Annotated in this window: 16 protein-coding genes and 2 pseudogenes; 10 read left to right on the plus strand and 8 right to left on the minus strand. The window is 70.6% G+C overall.

What is annotated here, in order from left to right:
- The first annotated feature begins 110 nt into the window (after positions 1 to 110).
- Positions 111 to 2,600, plus strand: coding sequence for a TonB-dependent siderophore receptor (locus GAK38_RS17540; RefSeq protein WP_325346258.1), 2,490 nt, complete (start codon positions 111 to 113; stop codon positions 2,598 to 2,600).
- Here the strand turns inward: GAK38_RS17540 and GAK38_RS17545 are convergent.
- On the minus strand, positions 2,597 to 4,228 hold the full coding sequence (locus GAK38_RS17545) for an aminotransferase-like domain-containing protein (protein ID WP_325346259.1): 1,632 nt from the start codon (positions 4,226 to 4,228) through the stop codon (positions 2,597 to 2,599). The genes GAK38_RS17540 and GAK38_RS17545 overlap by 4 nt on opposite strands.
- A 202-nt stretch (positions 4,229 to 4,430) precedes the next feature.
- On the opposite strand from GAK38_RS17545, the gene GAK38_RS17550 reads away from it, so the two are divergent.
- The 7 genes and pseudogenes from GAK38_RS17550 (at position 4,431) to GAK38_RS17580 (ending at position 10,349) form a co-directional block, all read left to right on the plus strand.
- Complete coding sequence (locus tag GAK38_RS17550) at positions 4,431 to 5,027, plus strand: LysE family translocator (RefSeq protein WP_325346260.1); 597 nt, start codon at positions 4,431 to 4,433, stop codon at positions 5,025 to 5,027.
- Positions 5,024 to 5,941, plus strand: coding sequence for a DMT family transporter (locus tag GAK38_RS17555; RefSeq protein ID WP_325346261.1), 918 nt, complete (start codon positions 5,024 to 5,026; stop codon positions 5,939 to 5,941). The genes GAK38_RS17550 and GAK38_RS17555 overlap by 4 nt, the downstream gene beginning before the upstream one ends.
- Before the next feature lie 29 nt (positions 5,942 to 5,970).
- Positions 5,971 to 7,146, plus strand: a pseudogene (locus GAK38_RS17560) (aminotransferase-like domain-containing protein); the annotation flags it as partial.
- Between the two features lie 25 nt (positions 7,147 to 7,171).
- On the plus strand, positions 7,172 to 7,801 hold the full coding sequence (locus GAK38_RS17565) for a glutathione S-transferase family protein (protein WP_325346272.1): 630 nt from the start codon (positions 7,172 to 7,174) through the stop codon (positions 7,799 to 7,801).
- Positions 7,798 to 8,658 carry a PhzF family phenazine biosynthesis protein gene (locus GAK38_RS17570; RefSeq protein WP_325346273.1) on the plus strand — a complete coding sequence of 287 codons (861 nt, stop codon included), beginning with the start codon at positions 7,798 to 7,800 and terminating at the stop codon, positions 8,656 to 8,658. The genes GAK38_RS17565 and GAK38_RS17570 overlap by 4 nt, the downstream gene beginning before the upstream one ends.
- 128 nt (positions 8,659 to 8,786) lie before the next feature.
- Positions 8,787 to 9,149, plus strand: a complete 363-nt coding sequence (locus tag GAK38_RS17575; RefSeq protein ID WP_325346262.1) for an ArsR/SmtB family transcription factor — start codon at positions 8,787 to 8,789, stop codon at positions 9,147 to 9,149.
- A 60-nt stretch (positions 9,150 to 9,209) separates the two neighbouring features.
- Positions 9,210 to 10,349 carry a hypothetical protein gene (locus GAK38_RS17580; protein WP_325346263.1) on the plus strand — a complete coding sequence of 380 codons (1,140 nt, stop codon included), beginning with the start codon at positions 9,210 to 9,212 and terminating at the stop codon, positions 10,347 to 10,349.
- A 238-nt stretch (positions 10,350 to 10,587) separates the two neighbouring features.
- Here the strand turns inward: GAK38_RS17580 and hemP are convergent, their stop codons facing one another.
- The 6 genes from hemP to GAK38_RS17610 form a co-directional block, all read right to left on the minus strand.
- On the minus strand, positions 10,588 to 10,797 hold the full coding sequence (gene hemP / locus GAK38_RS17585) for a hemin uptake protein HemP (RefSeq protein ID WP_325346264.1): 210 nt from the start codon (positions 10,795 to 10,797) through the stop codon (positions 10,588 to 10,590).
- Between the two features lie 198 nt (positions 10,798 to 10,995).
- Positions 10,996 to 12,030 (minus strand): ABC transporter substrate-binding protein, encoded by a 1,035-nt coding sequence (locus tag GAK38_RS17590; protein WP_325346265.1) that lies wholly within the window; start codon positions 12,028 to 12,030, stop codon positions 10,996 to 10,998.
- Entirely contained in the window at positions 12,027 to 12,824 is a 798-nt protein-coding gene (locus tag GAK38_RS17595) for an ABC transporter permease (RefSeq protein ID WP_325346266.1), read from the minus strand. Before GAK38_RS17595 ends, GAK38_RS17590 begins: the two co-directional genes overlap by 4 nt.
- Entirely contained in the window at positions 12,814 to 13,590 is a 777-nt protein-coding gene (locus GAK38_RS17600) for an ABC transporter ATP-binding protein (RefSeq protein ID WP_325346267.1), read from the minus strand. Before GAK38_RS17600 ends, GAK38_RS17595 begins: the two co-directional genes overlap by 11 nt.
- On the minus strand, positions 13,587 to 14,429 hold the full coding sequence (locus GAK38_RS17605; RefSeq protein WP_325346268.1) for a creatininase family protein: 843 nt from the start codon (positions 14,427 to 14,429) through the stop codon (positions 13,587 to 13,589). The genes GAK38_RS17600 and GAK38_RS17605 overlap by 4 nt, the downstream gene beginning before the upstream one ends.
- Before the next feature lie 93 nt (positions 14,430 to 14,522).
- Positions 14,523 to 15,521, minus strand: a complete 999-nt coding sequence (locus GAK38_RS17610; RefSeq protein WP_325346269.1) for a Bug family tripartite tricarboxylate transporter substrate binding protein — start codon at positions 15,519 to 15,521, stop codon at positions 14,523 to 14,525.
- A gap of 239 nt (positions 15,522 to 15,760) precedes the next feature.
- On the opposite strand from GAK38_RS17610, the gene GAK38_RS17615 reads away from it, so the two are divergent.
- Positions 15,761 to 16,774, plus strand: coding sequence for a succinylglutamate desuccinylase/aspartoacylase family protein (locus GAK38_RS17615; RefSeq protein WP_325346270.1), 1,014 nt, complete (start codon positions 15,761 to 15,763; stop codon positions 16,772 to 16,774).
- Positions 16,775 to 16,897: 123 nt separating this feature from the next.
- Complete coding sequence (locus tag GAK38_RS17620) at positions 16,898 to 17,782, plus strand: LysR family transcriptional regulator (RefSeq protein ID WP_325346271.1); 885 nt, start codon at positions 16,898 to 16,900, stop codon at positions 17,780 to 17,782.
- Between the two features lie 56 nt (positions 17,783 to 17,838).
- On the opposite strand, the pseudogene soxR reads toward GAK38_RS17620, so the two are convergent.
- Positions 17,839 to 18,317 (minus strand): annotated as a pseudogene (gene soxR, locus GAK38_RS17625) (redox-sensitive transcriptional activator SoxR); the annotation flags it as partial.
- Positions 18,318 to 18,643 lie beyond the last annotated feature (326 nt).

Here is an 18,643-nt window from a genome sequence, read left to right on the forward strand (position 1 = left end):
CTATACGAAAAATCCGGTCACAAAGCGTACCCGATTCCCATTCTCATGCGACCTCCCTGGCGAGCGCTTCGTCTCGACCGCAACAGCCGTTGCACGCCAAGGATCCTCCCATGCCATCGCCTGCCGTCCGCCGTCCGCATCCGCGGCGCCATCGCCTCGCCCACGCCGCCCTGCTGGCCTGCCTGCTCGCCGCCGCGCAGCCCCCTGCGCAGGCGCAGCAACCGCAGCCCGCGGCCCCATCGGCCACGCGCCACGCCTACGACATCCCCGCCGGCCCGCTGGCGCCCGCGCTGCGACGCGCCGCCAGCCAAGCCGGCGTGGTGCTGAGCTTCACCCCCGCCCAGACCGAGGGAAGGACCACCGCCGGCCTGCGCGGCAGCCACACGGCGGAGGAAGCCCTGTCGGCGCTGCTGGCCGGCAGCGGGCTGGCGCTGGTGCGGACCGAGGGCGGCAGCTATGCGCTCCAGGGCGGCTCCGGCGCGCACGCGGGCCAATCCGCCGCCCCGCAGGCCGCGGCCCTGTGCGAAGTGACGGTCACCGCGCAGGCCGGGCGCAACGCGGCGGCGACCGAAGGCACGGGCTCCTACGCCAGCGGCAGCGTGAACGTCTTCAAGGGGATGCGGTCCACGCGCGAGATCCCGCAGCCGGTGACCGTCGTCACCCGGCAGTTCCTCGACGACCGCGTGCTGCCCGATCTGCACGACGTCCTGCAGAACACGCCAGGCGTGACGGTGGACTACACCGACAGCGAGCGCGTCTCCTACTACTCGCGCGGCTACGCCATCGACTCGCTGCAGGTCGACGGCCTGTCGTTGAGCCAGAGCGGCTCGGTTTTCGTGCAGCCCGACACGGCCGTGCTCGACCACATCGAAGTGCTGCGCGGCGCCGCGGGCATGCTGCGCGGCTCCGGCAACCCGTCGGCCACCGTCACCATGGTGCGCAAGCGGCCGACGCAGGACTTCCAGGCCTCCGCCGGGCTGCTGGCCGGCTCGTGGGACCGCTGGCGCGCCGAGGCCGACATCGGCGGCCCGCTCAACGAGGCCGGCACCCTGCGCGGGCGCCTGGTGGCCGTGGCCGACAAGAAGCACTTCTTCCAGAAGGCCCGCCAGGAAGAGCGCAAGGTGCTCTACGGCGTGCTGGAGGCCGACCTGGGACCGCGCACCACGCTGACGGCCAGCCTGCAGCACTCCGACCTCGACGCCACCGGCGCCTGGGGCAACCTGCCTTCCAACCTGGACGGCTCCCCGCTCGGCTTGCCACGCGACACCTACCTCGACTCCGCCTGGAACCGCTGGAACCGCTACAACTCGCAGGCGTTCGCTGAGCTGGAGCACCGGCTGGGCGACGGCTGGAAGCTCAGGCTCAACACCTCCTACGCCCTGCTGAAGATGAAGAACGACGGTTTCAAGGAGACCTACTTCTCCCGCGTCTCCGGCACCACCAACCCCTACCTCTTCAACGTCAGCACCTCAATCTACGGCGGCGACGCCAGCTACCAGAACGCCACGTCCGCCGTGCTCGACGGCCCCTTCACACTGTTGGGGCGCAGGCACCAGCTGGTGTTCGGCCTCGACGCCCAGCGCATCAAGACCATCGCGACCTCCGGCACCGGCGGCCTCAACCCGCAGACCGTGGACATCCGCACCTGGGATCCGTACACGAGCTACGGCGAGTCGTATGCCGCGGTCACGGCGCGCGGCGCCCAGACCCGCACCAGCCAGCAGGGCGCGTTCGCCACGGCCAGGCTGTCGCTCGCCGATCCACTGACGGCCATCGTCGGCGCGCGCCTGAGCTGGTGGGACTACAAGGCGCCGGCCTCGCCCAGCAGCAACTACAGCGTGGACCGCGAGGTGACGCCGTTCGCGGCCCTGACCTACGACCTGTCGGAGAACCTCACCGCCTACGGCAGCTATACCGGGATCTTCTCGCCCCAGAACTACTACGACGTGTCGGGCCGCCTGCTCGACCCGGTGCGCGGCACGGACTTCGAGACCGGCGTCAAGGGCGAATTCCTCGGCGGCCGGCTCAATGCCTCGCTGTCGCTGTTCCGCATCAACAACGTGGGCAAGGGCGTACAGGACACGGCCTCGGGCAGCCCCTGCCTGCCGCACTACACGAACGGCTACTGCTACATCAACGGCGGCAAGACCCGCAGCCAAGGCTGGGAGGCCGAAATCTCGGGCGAAGTGCGCCCGGGCTGGCAGCTCACGGCCGGCTACACCGACACCCGCACGCGCACGATCCGCGACAGCTCGGCGTCCGCGGTCGGCCAGCCGCTCCGCAGCGCCGACCCCCGCCACCAGCTGCGCCTCTTCACCAGCTGGAGGCCGGGCGGCGCGCTCCAGGGCTGGACGATCGGCGGCGGCGTGCAGGCGCAGAGCGATTTCTACACGACCGCCAGCGGCCTGACGGCGCGCCAGGGCGGCTACGCGGTCTACAACGCCATGCTGGGCTACCGCATCAACGACCGGTATTCGGTCCAGCTCAACGTGAACAACCTGTTCGACAAGGTGTACTTCAAGAAGGTCGACCCGACCGGCACCAGCAACTACTACGGCGATCCGCGCAACGTCATGGTGTCGCTGCGGGCGAGGTTCTAGGGTTGCGCCGCACGCCGGCGCAGACAACCGGTCGAATCGAACGATTGGCCAGAAATGGACGCTGCTCTCGCGGCCGGGGCGCCTCTGCTCGTCAGCGGCGGCGGCGACCTGCCGGGCCTGGGCACGGTCGAATCGGTCGAGATCCTGTCGCCCATGCAGGCAAAGCTGGGGCCGCAGCGGTCCGGGCTGGGGCCCTCGCGTCGCCCCTTCTGCATCTCGTCGCGCGCCCGCACGAATGCCTTCCAGAACGCCGCGTCCTGCGTGGCCGCGAAGTTGATGCGCATCAGCGTGCCCGGCCGGCGGCTGGCGTTGAACAGCGCGCCGGGCGCGAGCAGCCAGCCGTCGTCGAGCATGCGCTGGGCCAGCAGGTCGGTGTCGACGCCGGTGTCGACCCAGCCGAACAGGCCGGCGGGCTCCGCCACGAAGCGGCAGCCCGCGCCCTCGGCCAGCCGCACGCTGCGCACGCGCGCCTGCTCCAGCCGGGCGCGCACCCGTTCGGCATGGCGGCGCAGCTGGCCCTGCTCGATGCCGATGGCCAGCGCCTTCTCCAGCAGCGACGGCGTGGTCAGCGTGGACAGCAGCTTGGTGTCGAGCAGCGGCTCCACCAGCGCCGGCGGCGCCGCGAGGTAGCCCACGCGCCAGTTCGGCGCCAGCAGCTTGGCGAAGCCGCTGACGTAGATGGTGCACGAGAGGCCGTCGAGCGCGGTCAGCCGCGTCGCATGCTCGGGCGCGAGGTGGCTGTAGGTGTCGTCCTCGACGATGTGGAAGCCGAAGCGCTGGGCCAGCTGCAGCACCCGGTGCGCACCGCCCGGCGACAGGCAGTAGCCGGTCGGGTTGTGCAGCACGCTCACGCTCACGAAGAGCTTGGGCGCATGGGCTTCGCAGTAGCGCTGCATCACCTCCAGGTCGGGCCCGGCGGCCAGCCGCGGCACCGGCAGCACGCGCATGCCCAGCGCGTCGAGCCGCGCGAATTCGACCGACCAGCCGGGCTCCTCCACCATGACCGGGTCGCCGGGCTGGAGCAGCGTGCGGCTCACGATGTCGAGCGCCTGCGTCGCACCGACCGTGGTGACGATCTGCTGCGGCCCGGCCGGCACGTCGATGCGCGCGAGCCGCTGCGCCAGCGCCGCGCGCAGGCCCGCGTCGCCCTGCGGCTCGCCGTAGGTCAGCCAGCTGCTCTCCAGCGCGCGGCTGCCGGCGAGCCTGCGCACCGCAGCGGGCAGGAAGGCGGTCTCCATCCAGTCGCGCGGCAGCATGCCCGAGCCGGGCTGCGACGGCCGCCCGCCCTGCTGGAACATGCCGCGGATCAGCGCCGTGGCATGGATCTGCGAGCCCGAGGGCAGCGGCCCCGGCCCCGCGGCCGCGGGCGGGTGGGCCGCCGCGGCGCCGGTGCGCGCCGGCGCCTCGCGCACGAAGAAGCCGCGCTGCGGCCGGGCCTCGACCAGGCCCTGGGCCAGCAGCTTGTCGTAGGCCGCGACGACGGTCGACGGGCTCACGTCCTGCTGGCGCGCGCATTCGCGCACCGACGGCAGCCGCACGCCGGGCGCCATCAGGCGGGTGCGGATGCGTTCGGCGAAACGGGCCGCGAGCTGGTCGGCCAGCGGCAGGGCGGGGGTGCGGGTCAGCATCGATGGCGGCGTCAAAGCAAAAGCGGCATGCGGGCAACCCGGGCATCTGTGTGGCCTGTGCAAGCCATACAGTTGGCGGTTAGCTGGGCTGGTCTGTACTGCCACTGTATTGGCCGCCAATCTACCATCGGGGCATGGCCCGGCGCAAGACGCTGCCGCGCCCGCGACGCCCGACCTTTTTTCCTACGCATCACCTCGATCCATGCCCTGGCCGGAATTCACCGCCCTGCTCGTCCTGGCCACGGCCATGAGCTTTTCGCCCGGTCCCAACACCACGCTGTCCACCGCGCTCGCGGCCAATGGCGGCCTGCCCCGGGCCATGCGCTTCGTCTGCGCCGTGCCGGTCGGCTGGAGCGCCTTGCTTCTGCTGTGCGCCGCGGGCGTCGGCGCGCTGGTGGCTGCGGTGCCGGCGCTCCGGTTCGCGGTGAAGGCGCTGGGTATCGGCTACCTGCTCTGGCTGGCCTGGCGGCTTGCGCATACCGACCGGCTCGGCCCGGCCGACGCCCGCGTGGCCGTGGGCTTCTGGCAGGGCATCGCCCTGCAGTTCGTCAACATCAAGGCCTGGCTGCTGGCGCTGACCATCGTGGCCGGCTGGATCGCCGGCCGCGGCGATGTGCTGCCGCGCCTGGGTGTGGTCGTGCCGGTGATGCTGTTCTTCGCCTTCGCCAGCAACTTCGCCTATGCAGCCGTCGGCGCGCTGCTGCGCGGCTGGCTGGCCGAAGGCCGGCGGCTGGCATGGTTCAACCGCGCGATGGCGCTGGTGCTCGTGTGGACGGCGGGATGGATGGCATGGATATGACGCCATCGTCCGGACGCACCGGCCTGAGCCGCGGGGCGCGCGGCATGTGGCTGGGCCTGCTGGGCGTGGCCCTGTTCGGGCTGACGCTGCCGATGACGCGCCTGGCCACCGGCACGGCGGATGCGCCGCAGCTCTCGCCCTGGTTCGTCACCTTCGGCCGCGCGGTGCTGGCCGGCGTGCTGTCGGCCGCCACGCTGTGGTTCACGCGCGCTCCGCTGCCGACGCGCGCACAGTGGAAGCCGCTGGGCCTGGCGCTGCTGGGCAATGCGATCGGCTATCCGCTGCTGCTGGGCTCGGCGCTGCGCATCGTTCCCTCCGGCCACGCGGCCGTGGTCACGGCGCTGCTGCCGCTGGCCACCGCGGTGGCGGCCGCGGTGCTGCTGCGCCAGCGGGCGCGGCCGGCGTTCTGGGTCTGCGCCGTGGCCGGCAGCCTGCTGGTCGTGGCCTTCATGCTGCTGCGCAGCGGCGGCGGCGTGCGCGGCGCGGGCGCGGCCGACCTGCTGCTGCTCGGCGCGGTGCTGGCCGCGGCCGTGGGCTACGTGGCCGGCGCGCAGCTCACGCCGGCGCTGGGCGCCGAGCGCGTGATCTGCTGGGTCTGCGTGGCCGCGCTGCCCATCACCGTGCCCGGCATGCTGTGGACCTGGCCCGGCACGCCGGTGTCGGCCGCGGCCTGGGGCGGCTTCGTCTACGTCGGGCTGTTCTCGATGTGGATCGGCTTCTTCGCCTGGTTCCGCGGCCTGGCGCTCGGCGGCGCGCTGCGGGTGAGCCAGACGCAGTTGCTGCAGCCCTTCTTCTCCATCGCCGCGGCACTGCCGCTGCTGGGCGAGCCGATCGAGCCGGCCACGCTCGGCTTCGCGCTGGCCGTGGTGGCCACGGTGCTGGCGGGCCGCAGGCTCTCGGCTCCGCGGGCCTGACAATACCTCCCGGTTCCCTGGACGACACCATGACGCATCCCTCCGCCCCCTGGACCCTGGCCGCCCGCGCCGGGAAGATGAATCCCTCGGTCATCCGCGAGATCCTCAAGGTCACCGAGAAGCCCGGCATCATCAGCCTGGCCGGCGGCCTGCCCTCGCCCGAGACCTTTCCGGTCGCCGCGTTCGCCGAGGCCAGCGCGCGCCTGCTGCGCGACCATGGCCCGGCCGCGCTGCAGTACGCCGCAAGCGAAGGCTGGGGCCCGCTGCGCGAGGCGGTGGCCGCGATGCTGCCCTGGCAGGTCGATCCGTCGCAGGTGCTGATCACCACCGGCTCGCAGCAGGGGCTGGACCTGGTCGCCAAGGTGCTGGTCGACGCCGGCAGCCGGGTGCTTGTGGAGACGCCGACCTACCTGGGCGCGCTGCAGGCCTTCGGCCCGATGGAGCCGGCCGTCGCCGAGGTGCAAAGCGATGCCGACGGCCCGGTGCCCGACGCGATGGCCGCGCTGGCCGCCGGCGCGCGCTTCTTCTACGTGCTGCCCAACTTCCAGAACCCGACCGGCCGCACCATCGGCGAGGCCCGGCGCCGGCAGCTCTCCGAGCGCGCCGCCGCGCTCGGCGTGCCATTCGTCGAGGACAACCCCTATGGCGAGCTGTGGTTCGACGCACCGCCGCCGGCACCGCTGGCGGCGCGCAACCCCAGGGGCGCGGTCTACCTGGGCTCCTTCTCGAAGGTGCTGGCGCCCGGCCTGCGGCTGGGCTACGTGGTCGCGCCCAAGGCGCTCTATCCCAAGCTGCTGCAGGCCAAACAGGCGGCCGACCTGCATACGCCGAGCTTCAACCAGCGTCTCGTGGCCGAGGTGATCCGGGATGGCTTCCTCGAGCGCCACGTGCCGCAGATCCGCGCGCTCTACAAGCGCCAGCGCGACGCCATGCTGGCGTCCCTGTCGCGCGAGATGGCCGGCCTGGGCGTGGAATGGAACGCACCGGCCGGCGGCATGTTCCTGTGGGCGCGCCTGCCACAGGGCCTGGACTCGGCCGCGCTGCTGCCGCAGGCGGTGGAGCGCGGCGTGGCCTACGTGCCGGGTGCGGCCTTCTTCGCCGGACAGGGCGATCCGCGCACGCTGCGTCTGTCGTTCGTGACCGCCACCGAGGCGCAGATCGACGAGGGCATCGCTGCGCTCGCGCAGACGCTGCGCGAGCAGCTCGCCGCACGTTGCAGGAGGCCGCGACATGCTGAGAATCTGGGGGCGCTTGAGCTCCATCAACGTCCGCAAGGTGGTCTGGACGGCGCAGGAACTGGGCCTGGAAGTGCAGCGCACCGATGCCGGCGGCCATTTCGGGATCGTGCGCGAGGACGAGTACCTGGCCATGAATCCCAACGGCCTGGTGCCGGTGGTCGAGGACGAGGGCTACGTGCTCTGGGAGTCGAATGTGATCGTGCGCTACCTGGCCGCGCGCCACGGCCCGGCGCTACCCGAGCCGCTGTATCCGGAGGATCTCCGATCCCGCTTCAACGCCGAACGCTGGATGGATTGGCAGCAGACCACGCTGAACCCGGCCGGGCGCGACGCATTCTTGCAGTTGGTGCGCACGCCGCCGGAACAGCGCCAGGCCGAGGCGATCGAGCGATCGGTCGCGGCGACCGAGCCGCTGCTGGCGCTGCTCGACGCCCAGCTCGCGCTGACGCCCTACCTGGCCGGCGCGCAGTTCACCATGGCCGACATTCCCGTCGCCTGCGAAATCCACCGCTGGTTCAGCCTGCCGCGCGAGCGTGCGTCGCTGCCGCATCTGGAGCGCTGGTTCCATGGCCTGCAGGCACGTGCCGGTGCCCGCGGCGTGCTGGACTTGCTGTTGTCGTGACGGCCCGCGCCCGCCCCTTCCGCCAGCTCGACGTCTTCACCGACCGCGCCGGCTACGGCAACCCGCTGGCCGTGGTGCTCGACGGCAGCGGCCTCGACGACGCGGCCATGCAGCGCTTCGCCGCCTGGACCAACCTGTCGGAGACCACCTTCCTGCTGCCGCCCACGCAGAACAGCGCCGACTACCGCGTGCGCATCTTCACGCCGGGCGGCGAGCTGCCGTTCGCCGGCCATCCCACGCTCGGCAGCTGCCATGCCTGGCTGGCCGCTGGCGGCGTACCGCGCCAGCCGCACGGCATCGTGCAGGAATGCGCGGCCGGCCTGGTGCACGTGCGCCGCAGCGACCAGGGCCTCGTTTTCGCCGCGCCGCCGCTGCGCCGCAGCGTCCCGGCCGCCGGCCTGCTGTCGCGCGTGGCCGGGGCGCTGGGCCTGCGCCCGGCGCAGGTGCTGGCCGCGCAGCTGCTCGACAACGGGCCGGTCTGGCTCGCCCTGCAGATCGACAGCCGGCTGGCGGTACAGCGCTTGGCACCCGACCATGCCGCCCTGCGGGCCCTCAATCACAAGGTGGGCGTGGTCCACGTGGACCCCGCCGCCGGTGCCGATGCGGCGCAGCCGGCGCTGACGGTGCGCGCCTTCGCCGCGCCCAGCGGCATTCCGGAGGACCCGGTGACCGGCAGCCTCAACGCCAGCCTCGCGCAGTGGCTGATCGCCGAAAGCCGCGCGCCCGAGCGCTACGTGGCCTCGCAGGGCGAGGCGCTGGGCCGCGCCGGCCGCGTGCAGGTGGAGCGCGACGCCGGCGGTCAAGTCTGGATCGGCGGCGGCTGCGTGGACTGCATCGAGGGGACGGTGCGGCTCTGAGCGTCCCCAGGGCCGGGCTGCGCCCGCCCCGCCCCCCCCGCAGGGGACAGGAAACTTGGGACGGCGTCGCGGGCCATGCGTCCATTCCTCCATTGGTATGATGCAAGACTTACCTTCATGGAGCTGCCATGCCCGATGCCGAAGGGCATCCGGATCCGGACGAGATGGCGCTGGGCCCCATCCTCTCGGCGCTGGCCGATCTGCTGCGGCGCCAGGTCGTGGCCGAGCTGGCGCGGGCTGCGGACGGTAGCGAGCGCACCTGCGCGTCGTTCGGCTTTCCGGTCAGCAAGGCCTCGCTCACCCACCACTTCCGGGTACTGCGCCAAGCCGGCCTGATCCGCCAGGTGGACCGCGGCAACAGCCGGGCGGCGGCGCTGCGCCGCGCGGAGCTTGACGCGCGCTTTCCCGGCCTGCTCGCCCTCGTCGCCGCGGAGGCGACGCGCGACGCGGCACCCTCGCCGGGCACGCGCCGGCGCGCCCGGCAGGCGTAGTCCGGGAAGTGTTTTCCCGTGTTGTGGCGGCCGCGGGGCCGCCGCCATACTGGCCCGCCCATGCCCGACGCGCGCCCGCACTGGTCCACCTATGGTGGCGGCCTGATCTTCCCCGACAGCCCGGCGGCGCGGCCCGGCGCCGCATGGCGATCGGTGCAGAACTGGCTCGGCAGCCTCGGGCTCGACGGCTGCGCGGTGCGCTCGCCGGTGGCGGGCGCGGGGCTGCACCTGCACCTGCCCGACGACCTGACCAGCCAGTGGGTGCCCGGCTGGGACACGACCGGCCTGGCGCAGCGGCTGGCGCTGGACACGGCCCACAATCCGACCGACCTGGAGCGCGAGATCGCGCTGGCGCTGCTCGGCGGGCCGCTGCCGGTGGTGTTTCCGAGCGTGGAGGAGCTGATGTCGGCGGTGCGCATGCGCCGCTACATCGTCGAGGCCGCGCGGCGCACGGTGCTGGCCTTCCATCCGCGCGACAGCCGGCGGCCCGAAGCGTACTGGCGCCACGACGAGGACAACGGCTTCACCCTGCTGCCCGGCCGCCGTCTGGTGGATGCGCTGCGCGCGGCCACGCAGCCCGAGGCCGGCGCCGCGCCGTGGGCGTTCTCGTGCTCGCGTGCGACCGAGTACGTGATGCTGCTGGGCATCGCGCAGGAGCTGGCGCACAGCCATGCGCCCCTGCTGGAGCGGCTGGAGCAGCGCTGTGCCCGCCGCGCGATCCGGTCCGCCGAATTCCAGGCGGCCTTCCTGCGCGAGCACGGCAGCGTCGAAGCGCCGTTGCCGCTGCACTACTACGTGCCGGGCGACCGGGTGTGGTTCTGCAACCCCGACGCCCCGTCGTCCGACGTGGCGGGCTACGAGGGATCGTGGCTGATCTACCTCGGCAACGGCCGGTTCGGCAATTTCTGGAAGAGCGACGCGCCCTACACGCTCGCCGGCAAGTGCACCGAGCTGTTCCACTGGCGCCACGCGGTGCGCGCCGGCGCCCGGGGCATCGCCTGGATCGACGAGGACGAGGTCGCGCGCCGCGTGCGGGCCACCGTGAGCCGGCCGGAGGAAGGCCGGGCGATCCTGGCGTCGATGATGCGGCTGCGCGGGCCGCAGGGCGCGCGCACTGCCGGCGGCTGCCTGGATGCAACGCGCGAGGCGCCGCGCTGGGTGCGGCCGGGGACGCACGACATCCGCTTCACCGACACGTGAAAAACGACGCCGGGGCCGCGAGGGCCCCGGTGTCGGTGGAGGAAGCCTCGGGGCTGCCGCGGCACGGCGCCGCCGGCAGGCATCGTGGGGAACGATGGAAAAAATGCTTGGCTACCCGGCGAACCGTTGGCTAGCAAAAACGACCCTTGAGGACTTGATGAAGTCTTGGGAGTCGCCCCACGATGAAACCCGGAAAGATCGGTGTCGCCCCTGCCCCGCAGGCAGGAGTGCGGATGCCTTACTTGGTCAGGATCAGCTTGCCCAGGCGCGTGGCCTGGAGGCGGTAGACCGAGCCGTTGTGCTGGATCTCGACGGTCTTGCCGCCGCGCAGCAGCTCGGCGCTGTCGACAGCGCGGTCACGCAGGCCGGACATCGCGGCAGTCGCAGCCTGCAAGGCGCTGGTGGCGGCGGCGTTGGCGCGGTTCAGGGTGGAAGCAGCGGCGGACATGGTGTGTGGACCCGTGGTGTATTGGTGTTGGACGATGGCTCAATGATAACCATTTCTATTTGCATTGCCAGCATTTTTTGAAGCCGTCCTCATTCCGTAGGTATCGGTGTGTTTCCCAACCGGGTCTTTCTCATATACCCCAGCCTCTATCTGCGCCATATGCCCTCCGCTCGGGGATATCCCGCCTATACTCCTCTTCTATTTTTTTCGCATGTTCTTGTTCAGGAGCTGCTGCTTGAGATCGAGCCCAAGGCCGCGGTTCACGAACCGGGTGGTCGCCACCTTGGACAGATCGACCTCGCCGGCCTTGTAGAGCCCGGCCTTCACCGCCTTGGCATGGGAGTCGGCGATGCGCGCCGGGTCGATCGCGCCGATGCCCTGGGTCAGCGCATCGCCGCTGTCGGCCACGCCGAGCTCGCGGATCAGCCGCAGCGAGCCGGCCAGCGCCTCGTCGGTGGCCTCGGGGTTGTCCTTCCGGATGGCGGCGTTGCCCGCGCGGTTGTCGCCGTAGAGGTACTGGTACCAGCCGATGATGGAGGCCTCGACGAACCTGCGCACCGTCTCGGGCCGGGTCTTGACCAGATCAGTGCGCGTCTCCACCGTCGTGCTGTAGGTCGAGTACCCATGGTCGGCCAGCAGGAACACCTTGGGCGCGAAGCCGGCCTGTTTCTCGATCGACAGCGGCTCCTCCACCGCGTAGCCCTGCTGCACCGACTTCTTGTCCGCGAGGAACGGACCGACGTTGTAGTGGTAGGGTTTCAACTGCGCATCGCGGAAGCCATGCGCGCTCTTGAGCCACGGCCAGAAACTGAACTGCGCGTCCTTGGCGATGAAGACGGTCGGCGCCTTCGCCAGGTCCTCGAAGCGCTCGTAGCCCTGGCCCGGATGGGCGAACAGCGCCTGCGGGTCCTTCTGGAAGAACGCGGCCACCACGACCGTCGGCACACCGTTTTTCACGTTGTCGAAGCTGTGCAGCAGGTTGCCGGTCAGCAGGAAGTCGATGCGCCCGGCCGGCAGCAGCGGCCGGTTGTTGACCTGCGGGCCGCCCTGGCGGATCTCCACGTCGAGCCCGTACCTGCGGTAGGTGCCGTCGGCCAGCGCCTGGTAGAAGCCGCCCTGCGCGGCCTGGGCTTTCCAGTTGGTCGCGAAGACGACTTTCTCCAGCGTGCCCTGCGCCTGCGCACCGGCAGCGCAGACGGCCACGGCCGCGATGAAGATGGTACGCAGGATCATGGAAACTCCTTGTCGTTTGCTTCGTGCCAGCCGCCGAGCAGCCGGCGCGACAGCGCGCCGAGCGCGAAGTGGATGGCCACGCCGGTGGCCGACACCAGCACCAGCGCCGCGAACATGCGCGGAATCTCGGTGCGGAAGCTCGCCTCCAGGATGCGCGAGGCGAGCCCGGTCTGCTGGCCCGCCGCGCCCGCAGTGAACTCGGCCGCCACCGCGCCGATCAGCGCGAGCCCGCCGGCCACGCGCAGCCCGGCGATGAAGTATGGCAGCGCCGAGGGCAGCAGCAGCAACCGCAGCGTCTGCCAGCGGCTGGCCTTGTGCAGCCTGAACAGATCGCGCAGGTTGGCATCGGCTGCGCGCAGCCCGGCCAGCGTTCCGGCCAGGATCGGAAAGAACGCGACGATCCAGGCGCACAGCAGCAGCGCGGCCAGCGTGTCGCTCACGTAGATCAGGATCAGCGGCGCGATCGCGATGATGGGCGTGACCTGCAGCACCACCGCGAACGGATGCAGCGCCCGCTCGGCCGTGCGCGACAGGACGAACAGCACGGCGAGCGCCACGCCGCCGGCCACCGCGAGCAGCAGCGCCAGCCCGGTCACCTTGACGGTGAACCACCAGCTCGGCAGCAGCGAGCCGAAGTCCGTCCACAACGTGGCGGCGACCAGCGACGGCGCCGGCAGGATGTAGTGCGGAATACCGGCGAAGCGGACCACGGCCTCCCACAGGCCCAGGGCCACGAGCAGCGAAGCCAGCGGCACCAGCCAGCGGCCGCGGTCCTTCCTCGCGCTACGCGGCATGCTCGGCCTCCTGCAAGGCGCGCGAGACTGCCACGCACCAGCGGCCGTAGCGCTCGCTGGCGCGGAAGCCCTCGCCGCGCGGATAGGGCTCGTTCACCACGATCTCGCGCGCCACCCGGCCGGGCCGCGCGGCCATCACCACAATGCGCCGGCTCAGGTAGACGGCCTCGAACACGCTGTGCGTCACGAACAAGGCCGTGAAGCGCTCGGCCTGCCACAGCGCGAGCAGCGCGTCGTTCAATCGGAAGCGGCCGATCTCGTCGAGTGCGGCGAACGGCTCATCCATCAGCAGCAGCTGCGGCCGGGTGACCAGCGCCCGCGCGATGGAGGCGCGCATCTTCATGCCGCCCGACAGCTCGCGCGGCCAGGCGTGGGCCACGTCGTCGAGCCCCACGGCGGCCAGCGCTTCGGCCGCGCGGGCCGCGCGCTCGCCGCGCGCCACGCCGTCCAGGCGCAGCGGCAGCGCCACATTGTCGATGACGCGCGCCCAGGGCATCAGCGTCGGCTCCTGGAAGACGAAGCCCACGGCGGCCTGTGCCGGCGGCCGCAGGATCACGCCCTCGCTCGGCGCCAGCAGGCCGGCCACCAGCCGCAGCACCGAACTCTTGCCGCAGCCCGACGGCCCGAGCAGGCTGACGAAGTCGCCGGCGGCCACGTCGAGCGAGACATCGGCCAGCGCCTGCGTAGCGGCCGCACCGCCGTAGCGCAGGTTGACGTTGCGCAGCGCGAGCAACGGCGCCGCGGTGGAGGGACCGACGACCGTCATGCGCCGAGATCGGGTCGGTCCACCAGCGTGGCGAGCGGCACCTGGGCCACCTCGGTCAGCAGCTTCGCCAGCTGTTCGCCGGCTGCATCGACCAGCGCCCGGCCCTTCTCGGCCGTGGCGGCCGCTGCATTGCCGGCCGCGCCCGCGGGGTGGTAGTCCTGCATCTGCCAGCCGAGCTTGGCGCTCCTGCCGTTGCCGATGATGGGGAAGCGCCGCGCCCGGTCCTCGGAACTGGTGGCGAAGTCGCGCGCGGCCGCGAGGTCCACGCGGGCCGGGTCCAGCGCCAGCATCATCGAGGTCTCGATGTCCCCCGCATGGATGCCGAAGCGGTGCTCGCGCGCACCGAAGGCAGACTGCGCCGCATCGGGCAGCGGCAGCGCGAACCAGCTCGTGTGGAAGACGATCAGGTCGCAGCGCGTGCGCAGCTCGCGCGCAACGATGTCCATCACACCGACCTGCCCGCCGTGGGTATTGAACAGCACCAGCTTCTTCACGCCGGCGCGCGCCACACTCTCGCCGATCTCGGTCCACAGCGCGATCACGGTCGCGGGCGACAGCGTGAGCGTGCCGGGGAAGCGGATGTGCTCCGGGCTCAGGCCGACCTTCTGGGCGGGCAGGAACAGCACTGGCAGATCGGCCGCGAGGTGCGGCAGCGCGGCTGCGACGATGCCGTCGGCCAGCGCCGCGTCGACCGACACCGGCAGGTGCGGCCCATGCTGCTCGGTGGCCGCGACCGGCAGCACGGCGACCACGTCGGTAATCGCGCCGATGGTTTGCAGGCGGGCGAAGTCGCGGGTGGAGAGGTCGGACCAGAAGCGCGAAGGCAGCACGGAAGACATAGCCGTCAATGGTAGCGAGCCGCCAGGGCCGGTGCGTGGCCCGGATTTCCAATCCGCGCCGATCAGGCGCCCGCTTCGATCGCCCCGATCCGACTATTTGTCCAGGTTGATGTTCTTCGACCTGATGATCCGTTGCCAGAAAGCCTGCTCGTTGCGCTGGTGCTCCAGCAACTGCTCTGCGGTTCCCGGCTTCAGCTCCACGCCTCCGGCCTGCAGGACCGACTGCGCCTCCGGGGTCTTGAGCCACGCCGTGATCTCCCGGCTCAGATGCTCGCGCATATCGACCGGTACGCCCCGTGGGGCATACAGGCCGACCCAGCCCTCCACCGCATAGTCCTTGAACCCGATCTCGGCCAATGTCGGAATCGACGGCGCAAGCGCAGAGCGCGTGGCATTGGTGACTCCCAGGATCCTGACCTTGCCATCCTTGGCTGCGCCGACCGCCCATGGCACCTGCGCCAGGGCCAGGTCCACATGGCCGCCGAGCAGTGCCGCGTAGGCCGGCGGCGCGCCGGGGTACGGCAGGTGGTTCAGGTCGACGCCGGTCTGCTGTTCGAGCAGGACGAACGCCAGATGGGCCGTGCTGCCGACGCCCCAGGTTCCGTAGCTGAAGGTGCCCGGCTTGGCCTTGGCCAGCCGGACGAAATCCTCGGCATTCCTGGCATCGATCCTCTGGTTCACGACCATCGCCATCGGCACCCGGCCCAGCTCCATGATGGGGTCGAAGCTTTTTTCCGCGTCGTACCGGATGGTCTTCGGGAACAGCAGCGGATCCATGACATGCGTGTCCACGTTGCCAAGGAAGAAGGTGTAGCCGTCCGGCGCGCTGCTGGCGGCATAGGCCGCCCCGATCATGCCGGAGGCCCCGGGCTTGTTTTCGACCACGAATGGATGCTTCAGGCGCACGCTCATGGCCGTGGCGATCGCCCGGGCGGTGCTGTCGACAGCGCCGCCCGGAGCCCACGGCACGACGAGCCGCACGGGCTTGTCCGGGTTCCAGGTCACAGCGGCGCGCACCGGGCCTGCGCCCAGCAGCATGCCGGGAGCCGGCAGGCTGGCTGCAAGCGTCAGGAGGAAAGAGCGGTTGTTCATCGAGGTGTTCCAGCAGTTGGTGGTTCGACTATGCGATGACGTTCAACGCGCTTCCATTCATTTGTTCTTACCGCCTGATGCCCGGCAGGCATCAGGCGGCACGGCGTTTGCGGACGCCTTCCAGGGCACCGCATTAACGCCAAGGCATCAGCCGGAAATTGCAAAGCATTGGACAGAGCCATCTCTTGGCGGAGACAGTGAAGACCCATCCTCCACCCCGCGGCCCATCGCGCAGCTCCATGCCGGACACCCATTCCTCCACGCCGTCGCTCATCACCTCGACGATCGATTTCGACAGCCCCGGCTTCCATGCCGGCCATCTGCGCCTGCCCTATTCGCACGACCGCTCCGGCTACGGCTTCATCCCCGTGCCGGTGTTCATGGTCCATGCCGGACCCGGCCCGACCGTTCTGCTGACGGGCGGCAACCACGGCGACGAGTACGAGGGGCCGATCGCGCTGATGAAGCTGGCCCGCCGCCTGCCCTGGCTGAGCGTGCGCGGGAGGCTCATCGTCATCCCGGCGCTCAACTACCCGGCGGTGATGAATGCGACCCGGACATCGCCGATCGACGGAGGCAACCTGAACCGTTCCTTCCCGGGCCAACGGAACGGCACGTTGACCGAGATGATCGCCCACCACCTGGAGACGGTGCTGTTTCCCATCACCGACGTCGCCTTCGATCTCCATGCGGGCGGCGCATCCACCAACTACCTCCCGACACTGCTGGCCGCCTGGCCGGACGACGAACGCAAGCACGCAGACTACACGCGGCTCGTCGACACCATCGGTGCCCCGCGAACCCTCATCATGGACCTGCTCGGAGAGAACCGGACCTTCGCGGCTGCCGCGCAGCGGCACGGGGTGATGTTCTTCTGCGGCGAGTTCGGAGGGCACGCAGTATGCAACCTGGACGGGCTGGAAGTGGCCGAGCGGTCCATCGAGCGGCTGCTGACCGGCCTGGACCTGATCGACGGCCCGGCACCACGGGCCGGCACGGTCACCTATGCCGTCGAGGGCCATCGGCACTACGTCTTCGCACCCGAGGCCGGCATCTTCGAGCCGGCGTTCCGGCTGGGCGATCAGGTGAAGGCCGGCCAGCCCGCAGGCTGGATCCACCATCCGTCGCATCCGCAGCGTCCTGCCACTCCGGTCCATTTCGAGGGCGATGGCATGGCGATCTGCATTCGCGCTCTGGCCCATTGCGAGGCCGGCGACTGCCTGGGCCATTTGGCATCCGTCGTCAGCCATTGAATCCAGGGCACCGGCCGTGGCCGTATGGTCGAGCGAAAGGCATACTCCGCGGCCAGGGGAGCAGCAGCCGGACACGGTGTTCCCGGCCGCGAGTAAGCATCCCGATCGCATCTGGGGCCATCGATGGAACTTCGCCACCTGCGCTACTTTCTGGCTGTCGCCGAAACCGAGAACGTCCGCGCGGCATCCGAACAACTCCATGTGACCCAACCGGCGATCTCGCGCCAGATCCACGATCTGGAAGACGAACTGGGTGTCCTGCTGTTCGAGAGAACGCCGCGCGGCCTTCGGTTGAACGCCAACGGCCGCGCATTCCTGGAAGATGCGACGGCGCTCATGACCGGCCTTCAGACGGCATGCGAGCGGGTGCGAAGGGTATCGCGCGGCGAGATCGGTTCGCTGAAGATCGGCTTCGTGGAAATCGCCGGCTGGGAGGGCATCATTCCAGAGGCCATTCAAAGGTACCGTATCGCCGCCCCTGACGTGCATCTGGAGCCACTGCCGCTCGCCTCGCCCGAGCAGCTTGCACAGATCCACGATGGCACGCTGGACGGCGGCTTTGTGTATCTTTTCGGCAATCGCCCCGAGGGAATAGACACCGTACCGCTGTGCCGCCATGGCACGGTGCTGGCGATGCTGCGTGGCAGCCCGCTGGCCGCCGCGCCGCGCGTGCGCCTGCGAGATCTGAACGAACGCGCGTTCGTCGCTTTCCAGCGGTCGGTCTACCCGGCCTACTTCGACGCCCTGCTCGTGGCCTGCACCGCAGCAGGGCTTGTTCCTCGCATCGTTCAGCATGTCCGGACCGAAGCAGCCGTGCTGAGCCTGGTGACCGCTGGGATCGGCCTGGCATTGGTCAACGACAGGAACCGGTTCAGAGCCCCGTCCCAGGTCACGTTCGTCGAAGCGAAGGACCTGCGGCTGGAGTTGCCCCTGAGCTTTGCCTACAGGACGGACACCCGCAACCCGGCGGTCCGGGCGCTGGTGGAGATGCTGCACGCCATGGTCTGACGGTCGTGCCGCCAGCCCGCGACTACCGGCGGCCCTTCCTCGTCGGCGGTTCGCCGATGCGGCGTTCCAGGAATGTGCACCGCCGGCCCGCGCGCGGCCATCGCGTCCTGCGGGTTGCGCAACGGGCAGTCCTCCAGCGACAGGCAGCCGCAGCCGATGCAGCTGTCCAGTTCGTCGCGCAGCCGGGTCAGCCGCTCGATGCGCTCGTCAAGCAGGCGGCGCCAGTCGGACGACAGCTCGCGCCACTGCGCCGACGTGAGCTTGGCGCCGTGCGGCATGCGCTCGAACGAGGTGCGAATGTCGTCCAGCGGAATGCCGGTGCGCTGCGCCGGACCGCCACGTAGCGCAGCACCACGGCCGGGTAGCGGCGCTGGTTGCCGCTGGTGCGCACCGCGGCGATCAGGCCCTTCGATTCGTAGAAGTGCAGCGCCGATGCGGCGACGCCGCTGCGCCTGGCGACCTCGCCGACCGTGAGCATGCGGCTGGCATCGATCGGGGGGACGGCATCTTCTGTCAGCCGGCTCAGAACCTCCATTTGAGCGACACCGCGTAGCTGCGGCCCATGCTGCTCGGTGGCCGCGACCGGCAGCACGGCGACCACGTCGGCGACCGTGCCCGCAGTGTGCAGGCGGGCGAAGTCACGGGTGGAGAGGTCGGACCAGAAGCGCAAGGGCAGCGGCGTGGGCATGGCGGCGATGTTAGGTGTCGCATCCCGGATGATTGCATAAGCGAGAATCGCTATCCACTCTTCATGGCCCGAGCGGTGATGCGAGGATTGATAGAGTCACTGCAATCACCTCCGGAGGTCCAAGCATGCTGATCGCCCTGCACAGGAACGCCCGCACCACGCCCGCCGTGCGT

The organism is Xylophilus sp., assembly GCA_009914555.1.
Lineage (GTDB): Bacteria > Pseudomonadota > Gammaproteobacteria > Burkholderiales > Burkholderiaceae_C > WNDY01.